A 23,964-nucleotide genomic window follows, 5' to 3' on the forward strand; every position below is an offset into this window, starting at 1 on the left:
TCAGGGAAGGCGGTAAAAGGCGGGATCAAAGTCACCCGAGAGCTGGCGGATGCAGCAAAGAAGGCCATCCCTGAAATGATGGAAGGCTTGCGAAACGGGCTTGGCCCCCAAGTAGCGATAGCGGGAATCGGCAATACGGCGGGTTCTGGCCTGGCCGCCTTAGGTAAAGGGCTGCAGAGCCCGACCCTAAAGACAGCCGAAGCGTTGTACTGGATGGGCGAGGTGGAGACGGACTGGGCGGAGTTAATGATAAATTGACGAGTCCGAAGATGGGGGATCCGGCGAAGCCTGCGGACGTGGAAGGGAAGGGTATTGAGGGGACGCCCAAAGCTCCTAATAAACTTGGAACAGGTAAGGTTGGAGATTTTAGTGACATAAAAGGAGCTTCAATAGATGATATTTTATCTCGAATCCCTGAAAATGCAACAAGAAGGGAATTGACTCCGATAGAGGGAAAGGTAACGGAAGGTTTTGAGTATAAGTGGGTACAGGATGGGAAAACAATGCGAGTTCGTGTTCATGGTCCTGATGCTTCTGCGCCAGCGGGAAGTAATGCTGCGAATGGTTGGATTGTTCGAGTCCAGGAAGGGAAAAAGTATTATGATCCTGTTACGGGAAGGTTCCAGCCACCAGGAATATCCAATGTTGATAGCCCGTTTTATAATGAGGATATTGCTAACCGGACTCATATTCCTATTAAAAACCCAGAATAGTAAAGGATGGTAGGAAGATGTCTATGAATCTAGTAAAAAAAACAAATAATATATTTACTTTAGAAACTGAGTTAGAGCAAGAAAATGAAATTAGTGAGATCGGAGACATTTTTGAATACAGCAGCGTTGAGAAAGATGAAGTTATTGAGGTAGTAAATTTAATGTTATCATATGTAGTTCAGGATATAGGTGGCTCAGTAAGAGAGAATCTATTAAACGCTGTGAATAACGCTTTGGTTTATCAAAATGTCGGCACAGAGGTTTCATTTGATATATTGTTACCCTATTTGTCAGACTTTGACGAAGCACATTTATCTTATGTGCTATCGTTTCTCGGGTTCTCAGGTAAAAAAGAATATAGATCTATATTAGAGAAATACTTAATTTACGATGACGAAGAGATAAAGGAAGCTGCGCAAGAAGCACTTTGTGAAATTGATTTTAGGATTAAAAAAATGAATTGTAATTAGTGTTTACAGACCCCACAACAAGCTCGTACAATACAACCAACAAACCTAAACACTAAGGGATACCCAGTATGGAATGGCCCCTTCATTCAACCAATAACACCTTTAACCCATGTAATGCCCGCATAAAGATTTCTCTATTACGGTTGCACGTATATAAGATGCTTTTACTTTATTACCTAATAGCGCTATTCCGTTGCGTTGAACAGGTCGATTATGGTCAGATACCACCATGATTGACCTGTTTTTTGTTATCTTTATTTTCTTGCGTTTTTTAATCTACTCGAAACTGTAGAAAGGGCCGCCTGATAGGGAGGATGAAATAGCATTAGTCGCATTCTCCACTTTAATTTTATGGACTCTTATTGTCTAAAAGAGAAATGAAATTACCAAATTCAACAAAATTAAAGAAAAAATATGATATTCAACTTCCATATAAAGGTATATAATTACACTAATACTGTCGAATTGGGATGGCGATACAGGTGAACTGGGAACCGCTTGGGTTTATGTTTTTTTCGACTATTGAAACTATATCCCTTTACTGTCTGATTATGGCTTTGTTTCGTTACAAATCTTCAACTTACTTCTGGGAAGCTATGGTTATGGTTCTACTTAATAATGTGCAAAGCTATCTTATGCGCCATGACTTGTCTCTTGAATTTCTGGTTCCTTTGCTCACCATATTTATCTTCGTTGTATTTTTTGCAGTCGTGGTTAAAATCCCTTTGGTATGGTCAATTATCGCTACGTGCTTAGGCTTTGTAATTTTTGCTTTTATCCAAACGGGATTGTTGCTGACCTTAATCGGATCTATATCCAAAGTTCAGCGCGATTTGTCCGCCGGGTGGCTGCTTCAGTTTTCGACTGGGGTTATCATTATTATGATGTCTAATCTTTTGTATAAGTTGGGACTGGGCTTCAAGTTTGATTTTGAGAAATTAAGATACCGTTTTGAAGATATCTTAATTATTTTTCTGATTGGCTCATTTCTTATCCTGGTTTCGTTCTTGTTTTACTACAAAAAGCTAATGCTCAACGGTCTGCTTTTTACAATGACGATGGGATTCCTGCTGTACTATGCGGTGCGCCGCGAAAGAGAATAAAACGTTTAATGGAAAGGAGGTGATTCATATGAGAACACTAGCTTACAAAATGACCTATACGGCTGCTTCATTACTAGCGGCAATGGCACTTGTGGTTGTCCGTTCAATGAGTGTGGCGTACGTCAATCAGCCAGAGGTTCCTGAAGAGTTATTGAAATAGGAAGGATAATGGCGATGGGATTTTTAAGCGTAACCCCGGACATGGAAGGCGATGCCGGAATGGTGCAGCTGCCACTGGATAAGGTGCTGTTTCTGGGGGTAAACGGCCGATCGGGAATTATCCTGGTACATACGTTAACCGATGTTTTTTATACGACAGGGACGCTAAAATACTGGACGCATGTATTAAACCAGAGCGGTTATGATTTCGTCCTTGCCGACCGGAATAACAGCATCAATCTCCGCAATATTTATGACATTAATCCAATTCTCAAACTTGCCTACTTTGATAAGGATGACCGAAGCAAGTTTTGCACCATGTCGTCCAGTGGACTAAAAGAAGTAAAAGATGGCCTACTGTCACTGAATCTGCCTATCTTGTTGTGCTGATGGCCGTCCGGCCGAGATGTGGGAAAGGGGCGGTATATAACCGAACCTTTCCCGGGGTTTAAAATTCATTACAAAGGGAATTAATTACACACTAACAGATAGATTAAGTCTCCTCCCCACTTCCCCACACGGTTACCGCATACAAAATCTCCTCCGGATTCGGGTCATGCTCCAAATAACCTCCGTACCGGGAAATAATCAGCCCGCAGCTTAGATCCGGGCAGAACAACCACCAATCCTCGAAATGAATGCTCGTCCACAGCTGGGAAAAATGCTGAATCGCCCAGTTTCCGTCGACAACGAACAGCGGACAATCCGCAAGGCCGAAATACAAGTAGGCCGGCTGCCGGGCAAAATCCAACGTTGTTTCCTCCACATATGCCGCCACCTCGTGCTCCCAACTGAATTTCCTGTCTGAACTTGCCGTAACGTTCGGCAAAATCGTGTTTGTGCAGGTCGTTGTTCCATTTTGCATGCACCGTTTCCAGGATACGTTCCCGCTCTGGAGAGATAACGAAAGCAGAAGCCTCGATCACATTGGACAAAGGCAAGGGCAGTGCACGAAGAATTTCAGCTCGCTGGCTTTTTTGCTGCTGCTCCTTAAGTTTTTGTTCAAGTCTAGCTTTCTGTTCGAGTCTAGCTTTCTGTTTGAGCCTTGCTGTTAATTCCCGTTCTGCTGTCTGTTTCAGTTCTTCGTTCTGATCCCGTTTTGTTTTCCGCTTCTCCAACATTCTCCCTCCCGCTCTGACCTTATTATACCGATCCTTCTGGATGAACTGGAAGGGAGCTTTCATGTTACAATGCGAGTAAAAAGATTGTGTAAACCGGGCATTGTAACGAGAAAGGCAATTGTTTATTTTATCTTTTATTTCTTCTATTACTATTGATCCCTTCCCAAGGAGGAGCACTATGAAATTTTCAGCAATGAACGAGGCGGTTGCGCGGGAAATCGCAGTTTGGACCTATCCGCCGCCTTACGGCATATACAGTATGGACGGAAGCGACGACTGTGTGGCGGAGTTTCTGAATGGGGACTATTATTATGCACAAGACGAATCGGGCAAAATCGTAGGATTTGTGTGCGGCGGCCAGTCCGCCAGAGTGGCGGGAGGTTACGACGCGGGGATTTACAATGATCCGGACTGGATCGATATCGGACTCGGATTGCGGCCGGACTTAACGGGCGTAGGCCGGGGGAGTGGATTTCTCAAGGAAGCGCTCAGGTTTATGGGAGACACGCTGAACTTCTCCAAATACCAACTGGTGGTGGCCGCGTTTAATGAGCGGGCAGTCAAAGCCTATTCCAAAGCGGGTTTCCAGCCCAAAATGACGTTCTACAGCACGGTGGCGGGCCAGCCGGTGCTGTTTCTGTCGATGCGCAGCCATGTTTAGGGTGGGCATCCAGCTGTGTGGCTTGTCGATGAGCTGTCCTGATTAGGGAGGGCATCCAGCTGTGTGGCTTGTCGATGAGCTGTCCTGATTAGGGAGGGCATCCAGCTGTGTGGCTTGTCGATGCGCTGTCCTGATTAGAGTGGGCTTCCAATTGTGTGGATTTCGATGCACTGCCCAGGTTAGGGACTTCCGGCTGAAGCTGACTGAAGGCGACAGATTGCGGGTTGTTGAATTCTTTAAGAGGTTGTTCAATTCTTTAAGGTGCTATTGAATTAAGGAGTTATTGAAAGTCCTTTAGAAGTCCTTTAGAAGTCTTTTAGGAGTCTTTTAGGAGTCTTAGAGGAGTCTCATAAAAATACCCCTTCCCACCGGCTTAGCCGGGAACGGGAAGGGGGTGGGGTGTTTCGCATTGCTCTTATTCAGTTACGACTGCCGATACTGCTGCTGTTACTCGTACCCTCGTTACTCCAGTTCCCCTCAGTACCACTACCGCAACTACGCTTTTACTCCCCTTACTCCGCCGGAATCTCCACCACAAACGCTCCGTCGCTTTTTTGCTGGCCGGAGCCGGATTCGTCGCCGTCTGCGGTGATCAGGCGGTAGGATACCTCGCCGGAGCTAGGCACAAGCGAAAATGCGGCGAAAGTGCCGGAGACAGGCGGTTTCTCGCCGTTCTGCGCGACCAGGGCGTACGGGAGGAACGGAAACGGCCGTCCCGATTTAAGCTCCTGCCCCAGCTTCAGCCTGGCGTTCCAGACCTCAAAAGCAGCTGCGCCCCGGACCTTATAGGCCGAGATGACATCCGAGCTGCGTACGAAAAACAGGTCGGACCGGCCTTTGGGAAAATAAAAATTCGCCACAAGCCCTGCCGTGCTGACCTCGGACAGCATCCGCGGCAATGAAGACAGCCGCGGCAGCGTCAGCGCTGCATTACGGCCTGTCGCCAGTGACTTGGCGTCCAGCCGCGCGACCGTCTGGGCCGATGCTTTGCCGACCTGGGCCGTCCGCTGGCTTTGGTTCCAGGCCACCCCGGCGCCGGAAGCTTCCGAGACGAAGCGGAGCGGCACCATAATCCGGCCCTGCAGCATCTCGGACGGCACGGACAGCCGGACCGTTTTGCCGTTCACCGTGGCTGTCCCTTGGCCCGAAATAAGCTTAACGGTGCCTGTCTCGCTTTTCACCGTTACCGTCTTCGAGGTGTTGTTCCAGCCCGCAGTTACGCCCGGGAGCTTCGCCACGATGCTCAGCGGAACCATTGTAGCGCCCTGCTTGATGTAGGGCTGCACATCGGTTGCTGCTTTTTGTTCGTTTATCGTTATCGTAATGGGCTGATCGGCCGCTTCAGCGGAAGGGGCCTTCCAAACGGCACCCGCCGTTAGTAACGATACGGCCAGAACAGCGGCGGCCGGCTTTTTCAGCATCATTAACCTCACTCCTTTACGGCAATAGGTATTTATACCCGCTGAAACAGGGAGTTCAAACGCCCTCCGTATTGTCAGTCCTCCTGATAATAGATATCATGAGATTATCTATCTGATAGTTTAGCAGATGGGACTGCGGCTCCGCCAGGGAGAGGGGACGCAAGGCCAAAGGAGGATAAAATATGGGAAAACGGCTGCTGCTGGTGGAGGACGATATGTCTATCAGCGATATGGTCTGTTCCTATTTGAGAATGGAAGGGTATGAGGTGGATGCGGCTTACGACGGGGATGAGGCTTTGTCCCGGTTTCGCGGCGGCGCATACGCTCTTGTTATTTTGGATTTAATGCTGCCGGGAACGGGAGGCTTTGAGGTGCTCCGCAGGATCCGCTCGGACAGCTACGTGCCCGTGCTGATCATGTCCGCCAAAGACAGTGACGTAGATAAAGCGCTTGGTCTGGGGCATGGGGCGGACGATTATATCACCAAGCCGTTTTCAATGATCGAGCTGACGGCCCGGGTCAAAGCGGCACTCCGCCGGGCGGGGTATGCGGCACAACCTGCGGATAACCAGCCTGCACAGGAGCCAAACCGGGTCCGCCTGCCGGGGCTTTTGGTCGATCTGGATAACTATACGGCTGAGAAAAACGGAGAAACCATTAAACTGACGGCCAAGGAGTTTCAGATTCTGAAGCTGTTTGTGGCCCACCCGGGCAGAGTATTTACGAAAGCCCAGATTTACAGCAGTGTTTGGGAAGAGGAATACTACGGCGACGAAAACGTAATTAATGTACATATGCGCAGGCTCCGCGAAAAAATCGAAGACGATCCGTCGAATCCCCGCTACATTAAAACCTTATGGGGAATCGGCTACAAGCTGGGAGAAGTGGCGGAATGACGGCGCTGCTGGCAGGTGCCGTCCTGATTTTGCTTGGCCTTGCCGCCTGGCAGGCTGCCGCACTGAGGTCGCGTTCAAAGCAGCTGCGTTACGTCCATGAGAAGCTGAACCGCATCCTGGACGAAGGCAGCAATGAGCGGCTGCTGCTGTTCAGCGGGGACGCCAGGGTCCGCGAACTGCTGAACGATCTGAACCGGCTGCTGGATGTCAACCACAAGGGGGGCGTCGAACGGGCGCGGCTGGAACGTTCGATGCGCAACATGCTGGCGAACATGTCCCACGACCTGAAGACGCCGCTGACGGTTGTCCTCGGTTACAGTGAAACGCTGGCCCGGGGCGCCGCTTTGCCTGATAGGGAGCGGGAACGGATTGTACAGGCGATCCATGCGAAAGCCGAGGAGACCATCGGGCTGATGAACGCGTTTTTTGACCTGGCCAAGCTGGAATCGGGAGACGCCGCACCGGAGCTGTCCCGGGTGGAGCTGGGGGAAATATGCCGGCATAACATGCTAGCCTTTTACGATCTCCTGGAAGCGGGGGGCACCGAGGTGCGGATTGAACTGCCCGAAGAACCCGTCTACATTATGGGGAACAAGGAAGCGCTGAACCGGATTTTGAATAATCTGATTTCCAACGCCATCCGGTACGGAGCCGACGGACACATGATTGGACTTAAGCTGTACGCCGACCGGACAAGCGCGTATATTGAGGTGTGGGACCGGGGCAAAGGAATCGCCGAAGCGCATGCCGACAAGGTGTTCGAGCGGCTGTATACGCTGGAGGATTCCCGGAACCGGGCCTATCAGGGAAGCGGTCTCGGCCTGACGATTACGAAGCGGCTCACCGAACAGATGGACGGCAGCATCGCTTTAAGCAGCGTCCCCGGTGTCAAAACGGCGTTTACGGTGTCATTTCGCCGGATCTCTTTTTCCGCACAGCTTAATAAAGGATAAATACGCCGTACACACACTTAAGAATTATGTAAGAATCGGGTAAGAAAAAAGCAAATTCCACCGTGTACTATAAGATTCATAAGAAGAACGAACCAAAGGGTAAAGGAGACACGGGGCGATGGAGACGATTCTAAGAACACGCAAACTAACCAAGACGTACAAAGGCAAAGAAGTAGTAAATGGGGTGGATATGACCGTCCGCCAAGGCGAAATTTACGGTTTTCTTGGGCCAAACGGCGCGGGCAAGACGACCGTAATGAAAATGATCACCAATCTGGTCAAACCGACATCGGGAGATATTGAAGTGTTTGGCAGCAAGGTCACGGACGGCTCGTATGAAATGCTGAAACGGATGGGCAGCATCATTGAGTATCCGGTGTTTTACGAACGATTGTCTGCGCGGGAGAATCTGCTGCTGCACGGCGAATACATGGGTTACCACAACAAACAGGCGATTCATGAAGCGCTGGAGCTGGTGAAGCTGCACGGTATTGACAACAAGCCTGTCAAGCAATTTTCGCTTGGGATGAAACAGCGGCTTGGGATTGCAAGAGCGGTAATGACGAAACCTGAGCTGCTGATTCTGGACGAACCGATCAACGGACTGGATCCTGTGGGGATCAAGGAACTGCGGGAGGTCTTCCGGATGCTCAGCCGCGACTACGGTATGACCCTGCTGATTTCCAGTCATATTTTAGGCGAGATTGAGCAGATTGCGGACACGGTAGGTGTTATTAAGGAAGGACGTCTGGTGAAGGAAGTCGGGATGCTGCAGATTCGTGAGCAAAATACGGAATATATTGAGCTTGTAACACAAGATAGCGGCAAAGCGGTGTATGTGCTTGAGCATAAGCTGGGCCTCCGCAATTTTAAACTGACCGATGGAGGGGCGATCCGGATTTACGACGCCGGCGTGACCCCGGTGGAGCTGAACAAGGCGCTGGCGCTGGAAGATGTGGCGCTGGAGAGTGTCCGCAAAAAATATCATTCACTGGAAGATTACTTTATGGAATTGATCGGGGGTGAGCACATTGCTTAAGCTGATGGCGCTGGAATTCCGCAAAAATCGAATCATGGGCATGCTGAAAGGCGTGATCATCGCCAACCTGGCCATTCTCGCTTTTATGGTGCTGCTGGTGTTCATAGATCAGACGGAGAGTCAGGAGTTCAAGACGTACAAGGATATATTTGATACGCTGCTAATTTTTGTTAGAGCTACCTTTATCGTCTTCGCAAGCGTGGTGCTCAGCCGGTTGGTCATTGGGGAATACCGGAGCAATACGATTACCCAGCTGTTTATGTACCCGATCCCGCGTAAAAAAATAATGGCCGCCAAGCTGCTCATTGTAGGTCTGTTTGCTTTTTTCAGCGTAATCGTCACCAATTTGGTTGTCGGCGTCATTCTTGTGGCGATCAACAAAGCAACCGGCCACTTCCCGGGTCTCCCGGATCAGGCGCTGCTGCTGGACCAGTTGATTAAGATCGGCCTCGCCGCCATCCTGACCGCTTGTATGAGTTTGATCCCGCTGTATTTCGGACTGCGGAAAAAGTCGATTCAGGCAACCATTGTCACCTCCATTATTGTGACGGCTATCGTCTCGGGCGATTTTGGTTCTGTACGGATGGGCGACTTCATCATCGTGACGGCGGTAATGGCCGTAATCGGTCTGCTGGTTGGTGCAGCTTCGCTTCGCAATATCGAGACGGAGGACGTCGCATAACGTTCATTTGATCAGGGTCAGGGTTCCGTCAATACCCAGCAAAGATATACACAGCTGCTTCCAAAACGGCTTTGGGCCGTTAGGAGCGGCTTTTTTATGTCCCGGAACAGAGATGCGCCGCTTGATATGACCATTTCCTGCAACTTTAGGATGGCATTAGGTCTCTTGCAGTCTTGTCCATCTTCTATACGGCGTGTACACTTTACATAGAACCGTCAGCGTCATCGTCGACGGCCGGCGGATTGTGCGGAGACCGAAAAAATTTTGTTATAATTATATAGACTGAACTGATGAAATACAGGATGGCGGGGATGGCACGGAGGCAATTTGGAGCTGTAGGAGCGAACGCGTTTGCCTTTATTTTCGGAGTTCTCCCGCTAAATCAGGAATACCAATTAGGAACTCCGAAAATAACAGCAACCGGAAGTCCCAAATTGGCCGCAGTGACAGCTCCGCTCCACCTGTCCTTCTTAGGTTCAGTCTATATAGTAAGAAATTCGGTGCTAAGCGGCGGGCAGCATCCCTGGTGCCGATCATAATGCCGGTCTTATAGCCAGCCGCAAGAGAGGAAGTGGACCGTGTATACGGACAAGACGACGGTATTGAAACAATTGATTGCAGAAACCGGAGCCTATCGGTCATTGTACGAAAATCACCCGGATTCCATATATATAATGGATTTATCAGGCGCCTATTTGGACGCCAACAGCTCGGCGGAACGGATTACGGGGTATTCGGCCGAAGAGATTGTCACGCTTCCGCAGCATCATTTTTACAGCCAGGAAAGCGCGGACATCCGCATGCGGCATTTTCAGCTTGCTTTGGAGGGCCAATCCACATCTTTTGAAATGAGCTTTGTGCATAAATCCGGTGAGGAGCGTACGGCAGCGGTCACTTATGTGCCAATACGGGTAGCCGAACAGGTCATCGGGGTCTACGGCATCACCAAGGATATTTCGGAGCAAAAAAAAATCGAACAGCGCCTCCGCCGCAGCGAAAGTCAATACCGGCTGATCTCGGAGCACTCCCGCGATCTGATCTCCACTCTCACCGCAGATGGTACGTTAATCTGTACTTATGCCTCGCCTGCCAGCGAAGCGCTGCTCGGGTACAAGCCGGATGAGATCATAGGCAAGCACATTTTGCCGCTGATCCATCCGCAGGATATTGCGATGCTGACGGCTTATGCGCGCGAACGGCTGGAAGACGAAAACATTCCGCCTGTTGTGATCCGCATTCTCCATGCGCAAGGCCATTACGTGTGGATCGAAAGCACCGCCCGGTTTACGGGCAACGCGGGGGAAGAAGGAGAGCGGGAGGTCGTTGTCGTCTCCCGGGACGTGACCGAGCGGATTGCTTCGCAGAACCGGCTGCAGGAGAGCCGGCAGCGGTACAAGTCGCTGTTTGAATACACGTCCTCCGGAATTTGTTCCGTCGATTTGAACGGCCATATTCTGGATGTGAACGAGACCATGCAGCGTCTGATCGGGTACACCAAGCAGGAAATGCGGCAGATGAATACCCGCGAACTGGTTCATCCTGAGGACCGGACGTTGGCGGAGCAGAAGTTCATGGCGACTCAGCAGGAAGGGCCTCAGCATTTTATGGTCAAGGTGTGCTGCAAAAGCGGAGGATTGCTGTGGACGCACTGTTCCTTTGTCCCTATCATTGTGGATGGCAAGCTGACGGGGATCTATGCCATTCTTATGGATGTCAGCGATCAGATCCGGGCAATGGAGCAGGTCAAGGAACTGAGCGACCGGCACAGCCTAATTTTGGATTCGGTGTCTGAAGGGATTTTTGGCCTGAACCGGGATGGAGAGACCATCTTCGTTAACGCGGCGGGAGCGGATATGCTCGGTTATAAGCGTCAGGAATTCATCGGGCTGAACAGCTTGGCGCGGATTCATCATACCCGTCCGGACGGTAACCGCTATTGCACGGACCATTGCCCGATCAGCCGGACCATCCGGGATGGGCTGACCCGCAGCGTGGAAGAAGAAGTGTTTTGGCGCAAAGATGGCACAAGTTTTCTCGTCAATTACCGTGTGGCGCCTATTTTGGATAACGGCACGATTCGCGGCGCTGTTGTTGTCTTCAGCGATATCACCAATGAACGCGAGATCATCCGCGCCAAAGAGTCGGCCGAGCAGGCCGCCCGGGTCAAATCGGAGTTTTTGGCAATGATGGGGCATGAAATCCGCACGCCGATGAACGGGATGATCGGGATGGCGGATCTGCTGCTGGACAGCGGCCTGAACGAAGAGCAGCAGGGATATGCCGAAATTTTACGGAGCAGCAGCTACAGCCTGCTGCAGATTTTGAATGACATCCTGGACTTCAGCAAAATTGAAGCAGGTAAAATGCCGCTGCAGACGGAGAACTTTAGTGTGAGGGATATGCTGTCGGCAATCGTGGATTTGTTCACTCCAAAAGCGGAGGAGAAGGGACTGGCCCTGCGCTGGCAGGCCGATCCCAAGGTGCCGGAGACCTTGTCGGCTGATCCGGTGCGCCTGCAGCAAATCATCGTTAATCTGGTGGGGAATGCGATCAAGTTTACGGAGACAGGCAGCGTAACGTTATCGGTGAAATTTATCGTTCTTCCGCAATCCTCCAACTTCCTGCTCGAATTCTCCGTAAAGGATACGGGGATTGGAATTCCGGCAGATAAGCTGAATCTGCTGTTCCAGTCGTTTTCACAGCTGCATCCGATTATCAACCGGAAGCAGGGAGGCACGGGACTTGGACTGTCGATCTGCAAGCAGCTGGTTGAGCTGATGGGCGGGACGATTTTTGTGGAAAGTGAAGAGCATAAAGGCTCCACCTTCCGGTTTATGCTTCCGTTCCATCGTGAAGGCGAAGATGCGGTGGCCAATGTGCCGGAGGAAGAGGAGTAAGCAGCCCAATAGAGCGGAGCAGGCAGGGCAGGCTTAGGCGTCTGCCCCTGCCCCTGTTTGTTTCAACCGTTCCAGGGCCGTTGTTGTCCCGGCAGTCAACCTGGAAACCCAATCAGGAACCAAACCAGGAACCAAACCAGGAACCAAACCAGGCATGAAGCCAGAAGCCAGAATAAGTTTAGGTAACTCAACTTTCGCAGAGCGAAAATCAGCTAAGCTCCAGACCTGGCGCGGATTTAACCGCAATGAAGTAATCGTCTTGAACAAATAGAAAAACACCGCTTCGCCCGCGGCGAACGCACCGCTCGGTGTGCTATTTTATTTACGGCGCGATGAAGTTAACACCCTACACTGGGCGGTTGCCTTGGCACAACTCACAGAACGGCTGAACGAATTCCGACTCAGGTTGGGAAGAAATGCTCCACCCTAATTCAAAGTCAACCCCAGCACTGGATCTCCGGTTTGCCCAGTGATCTCAAGGCGTATCTGCCGATCTCAGGCTGTGCTGCCGATCTCAGGTTGCGCTGCCGATCTCAGGTTGCGCTGCTGATCTAGCCTTCGCTGCCCGATCTCAGGCTGCAAAAGTTGAGTTAATAAAAGCAGCGGCGGACCAAATAAACAATGTCTTTGCTGCCGCTGTTGTCGTTGAACTAACTGGAACGAATCTTCCCCTGCGACACACCTGTAGCGGATTACCACCGCACGCGATACCGAGGTTTTTCCGGACCCAGAGGACGTTATTTCTGAAATTCGTGGGCGTTTGGGTTGCCTTGCGGACTCCAGATCCGTTATTCGTGCCGAAAACATCCATACGATGGAATTTCCACGTAAATAAGGGAAGCTGAGTCCGGCACTTTGCCAAAACACGGAATAATCAGCAAATAGGGTCCCCTGAGTCCGGTAAGAAAGTCATAGGGGAGTATAACGCATAGCTGCTTCAAAACGCCTCCAAAGTTTGGAAAAGGCGAGACTGTGTTCAGGCAAGGAATGTTGCTGTAATATAGAGTTACGCACCTTTCTTGTTGGCATGGTTGGTCGCACTACCATGCTACCGCACAAGCGAGGTGTTTTTTGTCAATACGAATTCTCCTTACGCGTACAAGGGTTTAAGCCATTTTTCTAGCTGCGAAAGTTGAGTTAGGTAAGACTAACAAAAGCTTAGGTAAAAGCCAAACAAAAGCTTAGGAGCGCTGTTAGGGGACAGATTCGCTTGCCTGCGGCGCCTATCGGCGTTATTATAGACTTACTGAGTCCATAATGGAGGCGGAAAATGAAATATTCACAAGCAACCGATTACGCCCTGCACGTCATGCTGTACTTTGTGAGCGCTGCGCCTAACAAGCCGGTCAGCGTACAGCTGCTGGCCGAGAAGCTGGGCGTGTCTCAAACGTATTTGTCCAAGATGCTCACCAAGCTGGTGAAGGCCGGGCTGATCCAGTCCGCTCCGGGAGCGAATGGCGGTTACCGGCTGCGGCACGGAAGAGAAGAGGTATCGTTCCTTGACGTGATACAGGCGATTGAAGGGACCGCTTCGCTGTTTGAATGCAGTCTCGATCATGGGGAAGACTGCCTGGTACAGCAGGTGGTTATCGAGGCCGAACGCCGCATGGAGGATTATTTGCGGAATACCAAAATAGCCGATGTGGCCAAAAAGCTGCCCACAACCTGATCTAGAGGAACGTGGAAGGCATTAGGCAGCAAAAAAAGGAACCTACTGGGCCAAAACGCAAAACGGCCTAAGGTTCCTTTTTTATTTGACGTGTTATTGTAAGCAGGAATAGATAATGGCTTATTCCGTCATGTACATCAGCCCAACCGTATTCGGGCCGCAGTGGCTGCCGATTACACAGCCGGCGTTGATAATAGCGATTTCCCGCACGTCGGTTGCCGCCTGGAGGGCGGACCGAAGATATTCGGCATCCTGTTCCGCCAGCGTGTGGGCGACAATAAGCAGTTCCTTGTCCATTCGCGGCGCATCGGGCATGGCGTTAATCAGCATCTGCTCGACGGCTTTTTCTTTTTTGCCCCGGATTTTGCCTGTCGGAACAATACGCCCGTCAATCATTCTAAGTACAGGCCGGATCTTCAGCAGGCTGCCGATAAAATTCTGCATGCCTGAGCAGCGGCCCCCCATGTATAAGTAATCTAATGTATCGACTACAAATTGACTGTCCACTTTATCTCTGGACGTTTCGAGCAGTGCCGCGATTTCCGCTGCGCTGCGGCCGGCTTCCGCGGCGCGTGCCGCTTTCATGGCCAGAAGTGCAATTCCGCCGCACAGCGTACGCGAATCGACGATCCGCACGCGCCCTTCGGGGAATTCACCGGCAGCGATCAGCGCGTTTTGATAAGTGGATGAAAGCGCAGAAGACAGGCCGACGTAAACAATGTCATGGCCGGCTTCGATGCTTGGCCCAAAGGCAGCCATAAAATCCGCGGGCGACGGCGCCGCCGTCTTGGGGAGCGAACCGCTGGCCGCTACTCTGCGGTAGACTTCCTCCGGGGTGATATCGACTCCGTCCCTGAACGTGCCGTCGCCGAATACCACGTACAGCGGGACAATGCCGATGTCGTACGTTTCCTTCCAACTCTGCGGCAGATCGGAAGTACTGTCTGAAAAAATCTTTACCTTAGACATGAATTTCTCCTCACCGTTTCTCGGATAACCTTAGGGATTAGAGTGCTGTAATCCCTATATTATAGCAAGCGGGCGGGAATTCTCAAAATACTAAATACTTTCACTAGCGAAGAAAAAAGACAGCCGCCCGCCAGCGCCTTATATAGCGCGGGAGGCGGCTGCCGGTACGGGCACGCAAATTCTTTTAAATTATGTCTTGAAGGCTCCCTGTTATTGGCCCGTGCCTGTGCCGTTCATCCGGTAGACAATTGCCTCGTACGGACGCAAAACGCCTGGGGTTTCCGGTGCGTCCTTGTAGTTGCCGATCACGATCTCCTGCGCTGAAGCCAGCCGGCTGCCGAAGCCGGTATCCTGCTCGTTTGCGCAGAAGTTCAGCAGCACAAGCCACTGTTCATTTTCCAGCGTACGGGTGTAGGCGTAAATAAATTCGTGATCCTCCAGCAGCAGCTCGTAGTCCCCGTACACCATAATGGGGTGCTGCTTGCGAAGGGCAATCAGCTGCCGGTAGTAGTGGAAAATGGAATCCGGATCGTCCAAAGCCTGCTGCACGTTGATTTCTCTGTAGTTAGGATTGACGGACAACCAAGGCGTGCCTTCCGAGAATCCTGCGTTTGGACTGTCGTCCCACTGCATCGGCGTGCGGGCGTTATCGCGTCCTTTGGCGTAGATGGCGTTCAGAATATGGCTGTGGTCCGCGCCGCCTTCGGTGACTTTTTCACGGTACATGTTCAGCGTTTCAATGTCACGGTAATGCTCCAGCGACGGGAATTTCACATTGGTCATGCCGATTTCTTCGCCCTGATAAATATACGGCGTTCCTTTGAGCGTATGCAGCAGCGTTGCCAGCATTTTGGCCGATTCCAGCCGGTAACGCCCGTCGTCGCCGAACCGGGAGACCATCCGCGGCTGGTCATGGTTGTTCAGGTACAAGCTGTTCCAGCCCTGCTCGGCCAGGCCGACCTGCCATTTATGCATGACGCCGCGCAGCTTGTGGAGCGTCCAAGGAGTTACGTCCCATTTGCCGCCCGGGCCGGAATCCACCTCCATGTGCTCGAACTGGAAGACCATCTGCAGCTCGCGGCGGTCTTCGGACGTATAGCGGATTGCATCTTCCACCGAAGCGCCGGGGGTTTCACCAACGGTCATCATGTCATAGCGGGACAGCACCTGCTCGTTCATCTCCCGCAGGTATTCGTGCACTTTTGGACCGTTCATAAAATGGCGGCTGCCGTCGCCAAGCGGTTCGTCTCCAACGGACGGCAGTCCCGGCGTTTTGGAGATCATGTTAATGACATCCATGCGGAAGCCGTCGACCCCTTTATCCAGCCAAAAAGCCATCATCTCGTATATTTCCTCACGGACCTTGGGATTTTCCCAGTTCAAATCCGGCTGCTTGCGCGAGAACAGGTGAAGGTAGTATTCATTTGTCGCTTCGTCGTATTCCCAGGCAGGTCCGCTGAAAATAGAACTCCAGTTGTTTGGCGGTTCGCCGTTGTCCCCGCCCGGCCGCCATATGTAATAATCGCGGTATGGACTGTCCTTGGACGCACGCGATTCCATGAACCAGGCATGCTCGTCGGACGAATGGTTGACGACCAGGTCCATCATCAGTTTCATTCCCCGGGCGTGCAGGCCCGCAAGCAGTTCTTCCCAGTCCCGCATGGTACCAAATTCGTCCATAATATCGCGGTAATCGCTGATGTCATACCCGTTGTCGTCGTTTGGCGATTTATATACCGGCGACAGCCAAACCACATCTACGCCAAGCTGCTGCAGGTAATCCAGCCGGGAGACGATCCCCTGCAGATCGCCGACGCCGTCACCGTCACTGTCCATGAAGCTTCTCGGATAAATCTGATACACTACCGCTTCTTTCCAAAACGCTCGTTTCATCAATAGCACTCCTTTCTGAATAAACAAAAAACGGGGCTTCCGGAAAAAGTATTTACGTAAGCCCCGTCTCTACCGGTATTAGACTGTAACCGCCTGATTCTGGACGTTCACGCTGCCGAGGCCGCGGGCGGTAAATTCCTGCCCGTACAGCAGCAGATCGGCTGGCGTATCGGTTTCATTGGTGACGGTCACCTCGCGGTCGGTTACGGTGATTTTCAGACGCGAGCCGCGGAACACAACCTTGAACGAGTAGGACGTCCAGTGTCCGGGGTTGGACGGATTCAGCACCAGCCGGTCATCTTTGACGCGCAAGCCACCGAAGCCGTGTACGAAGGACATCCAGGTGCCGGCCATACTGGTAGTGTGGCAGCCGTCTTCGGTATCATTGTTGTAGTTGTCGAGATCCAGGCGCGAGGTGCGCAGGTACATTTCATAAGCCTTCTCCTTGTAGCCGAGCTCACACGCAATAATGGCGTGCAGGCAAGGGGAGAGGGAGGACTCATGCACGGTCAGCGGCTCATAGAAATCGAAATTGCGGCGTTTCGTTTCCAGATCGTAACGGTCGCCCAGCATATAAATTCCCTGCAGCACATCCGCCTGCTTGATGTAGCAGGAGCGCAGGATGCGGTCCCAGGACCATTTTTGGTTCAGCGGCAGGTTCTCTTGAGGCAGCTCCTTGACCGGCATAATCACTTTATCCAGGAATCCGTCCTGCTGCAGGAAAATACCGCGTTCTTCGTCGACCGGGTAGTACATTTTACCGATAATTTCGGTCCATTTCTCCGTTTCAACGGCTTGAAGCTCCAGCTTGTCGACCAGCTCGGCGTAACGGGCAGGCTCGTTCTCCTGAAGATAAGCCAGCGTTTCCAGCGTATATTCCATCGTCCAGGCGGCGATCCGGTTCGTATACCAGTTGTTGTTCACGTTGTTCTCATATTCGTTGGGGCCGGTCACGCCAAGCATCACATATTTATCCCGGTGCGGCGCATAATGCACGCGTTCCTCCCAGAAGCGGGAAATTTCGACCAGGACCTCAAGTCCGTATTGCCCCAAGTAAGCTTTGTCCCCGGTGTAGTTCACATAGTTGTAAATCGCATAGGCGATGGCGCCGTTCCGGTGAATTTCCTCAAACGTAATTTCCCACTCGTTATGGCATTCCTCCCCGTTCATTGTGACCATCGGGTACAGCGCGCCTTTGGTGAAGCCGAGCTTGCGGGCGTTTTCTTTAGCTTTCTCCAGGTGCTTGTAGCGGTAAATCAGCAGATTCCGGGAGATCGACGGATCGGCTGTGCTGAGATAAAACGGTACGCAATACGCCTCGGTGTCCCAATAGGTGCTGCCGCCGTATTTTTCGCCGGTGAAACCTTTAGGGCCGATGTTCAGGCGGTCGTCGTCACCCGTGTACGTCTGGTTAAGCTGAAAAATATTAAACCGGATGCCCTGCTGCGCGGACGGGTCGCCTTCAATGATAATGTCGCTTTCCTTCCACTTGTCTCTCCAGCTGTCCGTATGCTCGGCCAAAAGGGCGAGGAAACCGGCTTCCCGGGCGGAAGCAAGCGCCGCGGAGGCGGCTTCGGTTAACTGGCCAAGGCCGTAATTGCGGGAAGTAACGTTTGCCGCATATTTGTAAATTACCACCTGGTCCCCAGGCTTAACCTGCACGCCGGCGGTAACGCCCACGTATTTTTCGCGTTCCGACGTCTGTGTCTCCACCTGGACCGGTTCGCCGTTCATCGCCAGGTCAAAGGCCATAGCCGACGTGACGTGAAAATCGAGTTTTTTTGTCTTCAGTGTCAAAATTCCGCCGTCCGGGCCGGCCTGCCGCTCTACTTCGTTCCAGAATTTTTCGTCATAGTTGGAATCTTTGTTCTTCACATCGCCGTCCAGATAAGGCGTCAAGGCCAGCTCACCTTCAAAATTAAGTGAGGTTACCGCATACCGGATCGCGCCGATCTCGCGGCGGGCCATGCTGACGAAACGGATCGCTTCAACCCGGATTTCGCTGCCGTCTTCCAGCTTGGCATTGAAGCTGCGGGAGAGCGTGCCTTCTTTCATGTTGAGTTCCCGGCGGAAGTCCGTTACTTCGCAGCGGGCCAGGTCAAGCGGCTGACCGCCGATTTCCACGTCGATGCCGATCCAGTTGGTGCTGTTCAGCACTTTGGCGAAGTATTCCGGATAGCCGTTTTTCCACCAGCCGACCCGGGTTTTGTCCGGATAGTAGACGCCGGCCATATAGCTGCCCTGAAGACTGGGGCCGCTGTAACGTTCTTCAAAATTCGCGCGTCCGCCCATATGGCCGTTGCCGATGCTGAAGATGCTTTCGGAAATCTCATGAGCCTGCGGGTCAAACGTCTCCTCGATAATGGACCACTCGTCGATTTTTAAGTATTGTTTCACGTTATCCGACTCCTTTAGTAAGATGAGCATTTTGCAGGTAATAAATGAATCCGTACCGGTTCTGATTTATAAAATGTCCGGTCTGCGGATCATGGAATAAACAATGAATTAGTTCAAACGTTTGCAAAAAACTGCTGAAGCTTCGTTACAGAAAAGTCCCGCAGCGATGGAACAACCCAATTGGCGGCCCCCAGCTGCTCTGGACGGCCAATGCCAACGCTCCGCATCCCTGCGCGGGAAGCGGCTTCGATTCCGGCTTCCGCATCCTCGAAGACAACGCAGGCGGCGGGATCAATCTCTAACTCCCGGGCGCCAAGCAAAAAGACTTCGGGATCCGGTTTGGCGGCCGAGGTGCGGTTGCCGTCGACAATAACGTCGAAGTAAGGGGACAATCCGGTGTTGTTCAGAATCAGGCCGGCGTTTTTACTGGCCGAACCAAGCGCTGTCCGAATCCCGTTAGCCCGGCATTCCCGCAGCAGCTCCAGCGCTCCGGGCAAAATCTCGGAGGCGTCCATCGCCGTAATATATTCCACATAACGGCTGTTTTTTGACTCGGCAAGCTCCAGCTTTTCTTCCGGAGAAAAGGACAACCCGCCGATTTCCAGCAAAATATCCAGCGAAGCGGCCCGGCTGACGCCCTTCAGCCGCTCGTTGTCCTGCTCCGTAAAGACAAAGCCGAGCCGGTCGGCCAGCTCACGCCATGCGATAAAATGATATTTGGCGGTGTCGACCAGCACGCCGTCCAGGTCAAAAATGCATGCTTTGATTTCCGTCACAACTTAACCTCCTGTCCGCGAGATACGCGGAGTAAATAATTAGCGCAAACGTTTGAACGATCCGCCAAAAAAATAAATGAAGCAAAGGAAGGAGGCTTCATTTATTTGATTTCGGATAAATGCTCGGCTTACCTGTCGCGTCAGTTCTTGCCCGGCGAATGCATGGACGATTCGCGCACCACCAGCCGGTGGGGAATAATAAACCGGTTCGTGTAACCGGCGCCTGCTTCGGTTTCTTGTATCGTTTGGATCAGCACCTGGGAAGCGGTGTATCCCAAATGATAAATTCCGATATCGATACTGCTGATCGGCGGCGAAGACAGCTCGGAAATAGGAATATTGTTAAAGCTGACCAGGCATAAATCTTCGGGAACCGAAAATTTCAGCTCGTTCAGTCCGCGCAGCACGCCGAAGGAAACCATGTCGTCCACAACCACAAGGGCGGTGGGGCGGTTCGGCAGATTCATAAAAAATGACATCGCCCGGTACCCGCTGTCCTGCAAAAACTCGCCTTCGACGATCCACTCCTGCCGAATTTCCAGGCCGTGCTTGGCCATTGCTTGACGGTAACCTTCCAGCCGGTCCCGGGAAACAATCAGATTTGGCGGTCCGCTGACGAACCCGATCCGCTGGTGTCCCATCGAAATCAGATGACTTGTGGCGTCAAACGCCGCCATCACATTATCCGTATCGACCGACAGGATATCATCGTACTTATCGCTGCGTCCCACCAGTACAAAGGGATAGCCATTGCTGCGAAGAAAGTCGATGACTGCGTCGTCTTTGCGGGAATAGAGCAAAATCACGCCGTCCACCCGTCGTCCCTTCAGCAGCCGGGAGACCGATTCGAGCTCTTCCTTTTCGTTGGCGCCGGAGCTGATGAGCACGTCGTAGCCGGCACGGCTGGCCTGCGTAACGATCCCGCGAATCAGTTCCATGAAGAACAGATTGGAGAACAGTTCTTCCGCAGGCTTCGGCAAAATAATACAGATGCTGTTGGTCGTCTTGGAGACAAGGCTTTTCGCCATAATATTGGGATGGTAACCCATTTCCTCCATTATGGACTTCACTTTGCGGGAGGTTTCCAGGCTGATTCTGGGATGATTGGACAGAACCCGGGAAACGGTAGATGGCGATACGCCGGCCTTCCGGGCTACATCCTTTATGGTAACCGTAATCGAAACCTCCTTTATGGAACCGTTTGCTTTACACAGTTATCTTAATCGAACTGCCGAAGATTGTAAATGAGGATTTTGCATAAAATCTGTGAAAAGACAGGTAGAGCTGTGCCGGACCTGCGTGGAAACAGATAAAGCTGAGGTGTCGCAGGGGCAAGTTTGGACTTCGAGTGACAGGCAAGCTGCGCCGTCCCTGCGGCAAGTTTGGACTTCGAGTGACAGGCAAGCTGCGCCGCTCCTGCGGCAAGTTTGGACTTCGAGTGGGACAGGCAAGCTGCGCCGCTCCTGCGGCAAGTTTGGACTTCGAGTGGGACAGGCAAGCTGCGCCGCTCCTGCGGCAAGTTTGGACTTCCGGTCGCTGTTGTTTTCGGATTTCCTTGATTGAATCAGGATTGCTGTAGAAATCCGAAAACAAAGGCGAACGCGTTCGCTCCTACAGTTCCAAATTGCCTCCGGGCCGCTCCGTTACCTGTCTAGGGAAGTATGCGTATGCTGCCCGTTACTGTGCAGCTTACAAATTCCACGAAGCTTCGCTGCACTTGGCGTAGAAGCCTGCCGTTGTCGGCTTAGCCAGTGTTGTCGGCTTAGCCGGCCTGCCAATTTTCGCTGATCTTCAGCAAGGTCCGGCTCCGTTACCTGGCTGTGGTCCAACAAATCGCCAAACCGCCGGACGGAAAACTTCCGCCCGGCGGCTTAAAACGAGTGATTGAAACGGCTGTTGTTACGGTTACGGCCGGGCGCTGAGGACGGCGAAGCCGTAAGCAGGGAGCTTCAGGTTCAGCTTGCCCCGGACAGCGGTGTGAGAAGTGCCGTCCCATACATTCTCCCAATGCTTGTCTTCTACGGAAAGGGCAAATGACTGAGCGGTTTCGTCCGCGTTGATCAGGATAATGAGGGACTCGTCGTCCAGTCTGCGTTCGTAGGCGATTTTGCTGCGGCCGCGGCCGGCTTCTAGGAAGGTCATCGTGCCGGTGCGCAGCGCCGGATGAGCTTTACGCATCCGAATCAGCTTTTGGTAATACTCGAACAGAGCCCGGTCCTGTTTGTCCTCTTCCCAGACCATACATTTCCGGCAGCCCGGATCTTCACCGCCGTCCAGTCCGATTTCATCGCCGTAATAAATGCAAGGCGTCCCCATGTAGGTGAACAGGAACAAGGAGGCCAGCTTCATTTTGTTCAGATTGCCGCCTGCCAATGTCAGCAGCCGGGGGGTATCGTGACTGTCCAGCAGATTAAATGCGACTTCGTTTGCTTGACGGGGATAACGCGCCAGCTGACGGCCGATACTGCCCGCAAATTCTGCTGCGTCGAGCTCGCCTTTCAGGAAAAAGTCGATGACCGACTCGGTGGTCGGATAGTTCATCACCGCGTCGAACTTGTCGCCTTCGAGCCAAGGAGCCGATTCGTGCCAGATTTCGCCGAGGATATAAGCGTCGGGTTTGATTTTTTTAACGGCCTTGCGGAAATCCCGCCAGAATTCATGATCGACTTCATTGGCAACGTCGAGCCGCCAGCCGTCAATATCGGCTTCCCGGATCCAGTAGGTGGCAACATCAAGCAGGTATTGCTTCACCTCAGGGTTCTCTGTATTCAGCTTCGGCATGGAAGCGACAAAGCCAAACGCGTCATAATTGGGAATGCCATCCGGTGCGGCAACCGGGAATTCGTTCAGATGGAACCAGTCTTTATAGCGGGAACGTTCCCCGTTCTCCAGCACATCCCTGAATGGGGCAAATGTGCTTCCCGAATGATTGAATACTGCGTCCAGCAGCACACGGATTCCCCGTTCATGGCAGGCTGCGACCAGGCGTTTCAGTACATCCAGATCCCCGAATGCCGGATCAATCTGCATGTAATCTTCCGTGTCGTATTTATGGTTTGTCCGCGCCGTGAAAATAGGGCAGAAGTAAATACCAGTGATACCGAGCTCCTCTAAATGGTCGAGATGATCGATTACGCCCTGCAGATCGCCGCCAAAATAATTGTCTACTTCGGGGGTGCCGCCCCATGGCTGCGCGTTTTGCGGAGTGCGGGACGGGTCGCCATTTGCAAACCGTTCGGGAAAAATCTGATAAAACACCGTATCCTTGACCCACTCCGGCGGAGTAAAGATATCGATTCGGTTGATGTAGGGAAATTCGAACAGCCGGTTAGGATTCAGGGGACGGTTTGGTGTGAAGTCGTTTTCCGTCATCCAAATGGATTCTTCGTCTTTTTGCAGCAAAAATCCATACTTCAGCCGCCGGTGAGGCGGAACCGCCTCGCATTCCCAATAGTCAAACATCGAATCGGAAGCGAACACATGCATCGGGATCAGCTCTTTGGTGGCATCCCAGGCGTATTTGTCGCCGGCAAAGGCGTACACCTCCGTGAGATCACCTTTTTTGGCACGCAGGCGAAGGTGAATGGTGCGTTCGTCGTAAGCATACGACCAGTTCAGTTTGGGACGGTGATAAATCGCTTCTAACAGCATGGGGATCAAACCTCCTGTGAAATAAAAATATGTAGGGCGGGCAGGACAGGAAGGCGGCCGCAAAAAAAGGCGCACTCCCGGCGGACAAACAGCCGAGGATGCACCTTGATCAGATGAGCAGCGCCTTCAAATTGAGTGTGGGCTGAGCGCGAATGAAGCCTCCAGCCCTATCGGTATCGGATTATAGCACGGGTGGAGAGGGCTTTCAATGATTTTGTACAAACCATTGCACAAATGATAAACGCTTACAAATAATGCCTGCTTTTGCAAAGAGCGAAAGTGAGCTGGACTGACCTGAAAACACGGAAAAGAAATCATTGGTGTGAAACCGGTTTTCCTTTGTTTGTTGGATCAACAAATAGAAGATAAACGAAGGAATATTGTAAAATCGGGAGATAATTATTATCTTTGTTCCGAAATTGATTGTTTTTAGCCGAATATGGCAAGTGCAAACGTTTTTGCATTTCCCGCCCCTTAGTGTATGATGGGTACAG

21 protein-coding genes are annotated in these 23,964 nt (G+C 51.9%); 13 read left to right on the top strand and 8 right to left on the bottom strand.

The window, feature by feature from the left end; genetic code table 11:
* The 6 genes from ACE6ED_RS25450 to ACE6ED_RS25475 all read left to right on the top strand — a co-directional run.
* A partial coding sequence (locus tag ACE6ED_RS25450) for a hypothetical protein (protein ID WP_410830253.1) occupies positions 1-258 on the top strand: 258 nt, incomplete at its 5' end.
* Between the two features lie 38 nt (positions 259-296).
* Positions 297-713 carry a polymorphic toxin type 30 domain-containing protein gene (locus tag ACE6ED_RS25455; RefSeq protein WP_410830254.1) on the top strand — a complete coding sequence of 139 codons (417 nt, stop codon included), beginning with the start codon at positions 297-299 and terminating at the stop codon, positions 711-713.
* A 23-nt stretch (positions 714-736) separates the two neighbouring features.
* Complete coding sequence (locus ACE6ED_RS25460; RefSeq protein WP_410830255.1) at positions 737-1,183, top strand: HEAT repeat domain-containing protein; 447 nt, start codon at positions 737-739, stop codon at positions 1,181-1,183.
* Between the two features lie 482 nt (positions 1,184-1,665).
* Positions 1,666-2,286, top strand: a complete 621-nt coding sequence (locus ACE6ED_RS25465; RefSeq protein ID WP_410830256.1) for a hypothetical protein — start codon at positions 1,666-1,668, stop codon at positions 2,284-2,286.
* A gap of 28 nt (positions 2,287-2,314) precedes the next feature.
* Positions 2,315-2,446, top strand: coding sequence for an AgrD family cyclic lactone autoinducer peptide (locus ACE6ED_RS25470; protein ID WP_410830257.1), 132 nt, complete (start codon positions 2,315-2,317; stop codon positions 2,444-2,446).
* Between the two features lie 8 nt (positions 2,447-2,454).
* Positions 2,455-2,835, top strand: a complete 381-nt coding sequence (locus tag ACE6ED_RS25475) for a LytTR family transcriptional regulator DNA-binding domain-containing protein (RefSeq protein ID WP_410830258.1) — start codon at positions 2,455-2,457, stop codon at positions 2,833-2,835.
* A 103-nt stretch (positions 2,836-2,938) separates the two neighbouring features.
* Here the strand turns inward: ACE6ED_RS25475 and ACE6ED_RS25480 are convergent, their stop codons facing one another.
* Positions 2,939-3,211, bottom strand: coding sequence for a hypothetical protein (locus ACE6ED_RS25480; protein WP_410830259.1), 273 nt, complete (start codon positions 3,209-3,211; stop codon positions 2,939-2,941).
* A 533-nt stretch (positions 3,212-3,744) separates the two neighbouring features.
* Here ACE6ED_RS25480 and ACE6ED_RS25485 point away from each other — a divergent pair.
* Entirely contained in the window at positions 3,745-4,227 is a 483-nt protein-coding gene (locus ACE6ED_RS25485) for a GNAT family N-acetyltransferase (protein WP_410830260.1), read from the top strand.
* Positions 4,228-4,739: 512 nt separating this feature from the next.
* On the opposite strand, the gene ACE6ED_RS25490 is transcribed toward ACE6ED_RS25485, so the two are convergent.
* Positions 4,740-5,651: a copper amine oxidase N-terminal domain-containing protein gene (locus ACE6ED_RS25490; protein WP_410830261.1), complete on the bottom strand. Its 912-nt coding sequence runs from the start codon at positions 5,649-5,651 to the stop codon at positions 4,740-4,742.
* A 179-nt stretch (positions 5,652-5,830) separates the two neighbouring features.
* Here ACE6ED_RS25490 and ACE6ED_RS25495 point away from each other — a divergent pair, with 179 nt between their 5' ends.
* The 6 genes from ACE6ED_RS25495 to ACE6ED_RS25520 all read left to right on the top strand — a co-directional run bounded on the left by ACE6ED_RS25495 (position 5,831) and on the right by ACE6ED_RS25520 (position 13,784).
* Positions 5,831-6,544 (top strand): response regulator transcription factor, encoded by a 714-nt coding sequence (locus ACE6ED_RS25495; RefSeq protein WP_410830262.1) that lies wholly within the window; start codon positions 5,831-5,833, stop codon positions 6,542-6,544.
* Positions 6,541-7,497: a sensor histidine kinase gene (locus ACE6ED_RS25500; RefSeq protein WP_410830263.1), complete on the top strand. Its 957-nt coding sequence runs from the start codon at positions 6,541-6,543 to the stop codon at positions 7,495-7,497. The genes ACE6ED_RS25495 and ACE6ED_RS25500 overlap by 4 nt, the downstream gene beginning before the upstream one ends.
* A gap of 118 nt (positions 7,498-7,615) precedes the next feature.
* Positions 7,616-8,536, top strand: a complete 921-nt coding sequence (locus ACE6ED_RS25505; protein ID WP_410830264.1) for an ABC transporter ATP-binding protein — start codon at positions 7,616-7,618, stop codon at positions 8,534-8,536.
* Positions 8,529-9,218 carry an ABC transporter permease gene (locus ACE6ED_RS25510; RefSeq protein WP_410830265.1) on the top strand — a complete coding sequence of 230 codons (690 nt, stop codon included), beginning with the start codon at positions 8,529-8,531 and terminating at the stop codon, positions 9,216-9,218. The genes ACE6ED_RS25505 and ACE6ED_RS25510 overlap by 8 nt, the downstream gene beginning before the upstream one ends.
* Before the next feature lie 578 nt (positions 9,219-9,796).
* On the top strand, positions 9,797-12,115 hold the full coding sequence (locus ACE6ED_RS25515) for a PAS domain-containing protein (protein ID WP_410830266.1): 2,319 nt from the start codon (positions 9,797-9,799) through the stop codon (positions 12,113-12,115).
* Between the two features lie 1,270 nt (positions 12,116-13,385).
* Positions 13,386-13,784: an RrF2 family transcriptional regulator gene (locus tag ACE6ED_RS25520; protein WP_410830267.1), complete on the top strand. Its 399-nt coding sequence runs from the start codon at positions 13,386-13,388 to the stop codon at positions 13,782-13,784.
* A 120-nt stretch (positions 13,785-13,904) separates the two neighbouring features.
* Here the strand turns inward: ACE6ED_RS25520 and ACE6ED_RS25525 are convergent, their stop codons facing one another.
* The 6 genes from ACE6ED_RS25525 to ACE6ED_RS25550 all read right to left on the bottom strand — a co-directional run bounded on the left by ACE6ED_RS25525 (position 13,905) and on the right by ACE6ED_RS25550 (position 23,470).
* Positions 13,905-14,753 carry a DegV family protein gene (locus ACE6ED_RS25525; protein WP_410830268.1) on the bottom strand — a complete coding sequence of 283 codons (849 nt, stop codon included), beginning with the start codon at positions 14,751-14,753 and terminating at the stop codon, positions 13,905-13,907.
* A 210-nt stretch (positions 14,754-14,963) separates the two neighbouring features.
* Positions 14,964-16,646, bottom strand: a complete 1,683-nt coding sequence (locus ACE6ED_RS25530; RefSeq protein ID WP_410830269.1) for a glycoside hydrolase family 13 protein — start codon at positions 16,644-16,646, stop codon at positions 14,964-14,966.
* 78 nt (positions 16,647-16,724) lie between these two features.
* The gene (locus ACE6ED_RS25535) at positions 16,725-19,043 is read right to left on the bottom strand and encodes a glycoside hydrolase family 65 protein (RefSeq protein ID WP_410830270.1); all 2,319 of its coding nucleotides are present in this window, start codon (positions 19,041-19,043) and stop codon (positions 16,725-16,727) included.
* Positions 19,044-19,156: 113 nt separating this feature from the next.
* The gene (gene pgmB, locus ACE6ED_RS25540) at positions 19,157-19,819 is read right to left on the bottom strand and encodes a beta-phosphoglucomutase (RefSeq protein WP_410830271.1); all 663 of its coding nucleotides are present in this window, start codon (positions 19,817-19,819) and stop codon (positions 19,157-19,159) included.
* A gap of 140 nt (positions 19,820-19,959) precedes the next feature.
* Positions 19,960-20,997 carry a LacI family DNA-binding transcriptional regulator gene (locus ACE6ED_RS25545; RefSeq protein ID WP_410830294.1) on the bottom strand — a complete coding sequence of 346 codons (1,038 nt, stop codon included), beginning with the start codon at positions 20,995-20,997 and terminating at the stop codon, positions 19,960-19,962.
* A 727-nt stretch (positions 20,998-21,724) separates the two neighbouring features.
* Positions 21,725-23,470 (bottom strand): alpha-glycosidase, encoded by a 1,746-nt coding sequence (locus tag ACE6ED_RS25550; protein WP_410830272.1) that lies wholly within the window; start codon positions 23,468-23,470, stop codon positions 21,725-21,727.
* Positions 23,471-23,964 lie beyond the last annotated feature (494 nt).

It is taken from the genome of Paenibacillus nanchangensis (assembly GCF_046543445.1).
Taxonomy (GTDB): domain Bacteria; phylum Bacillota; class Bacilli; order Paenibacillales; family Paenibacillaceae; genus Paenibacillus_AQ; species Paenibacillus_AQ nanchangensis.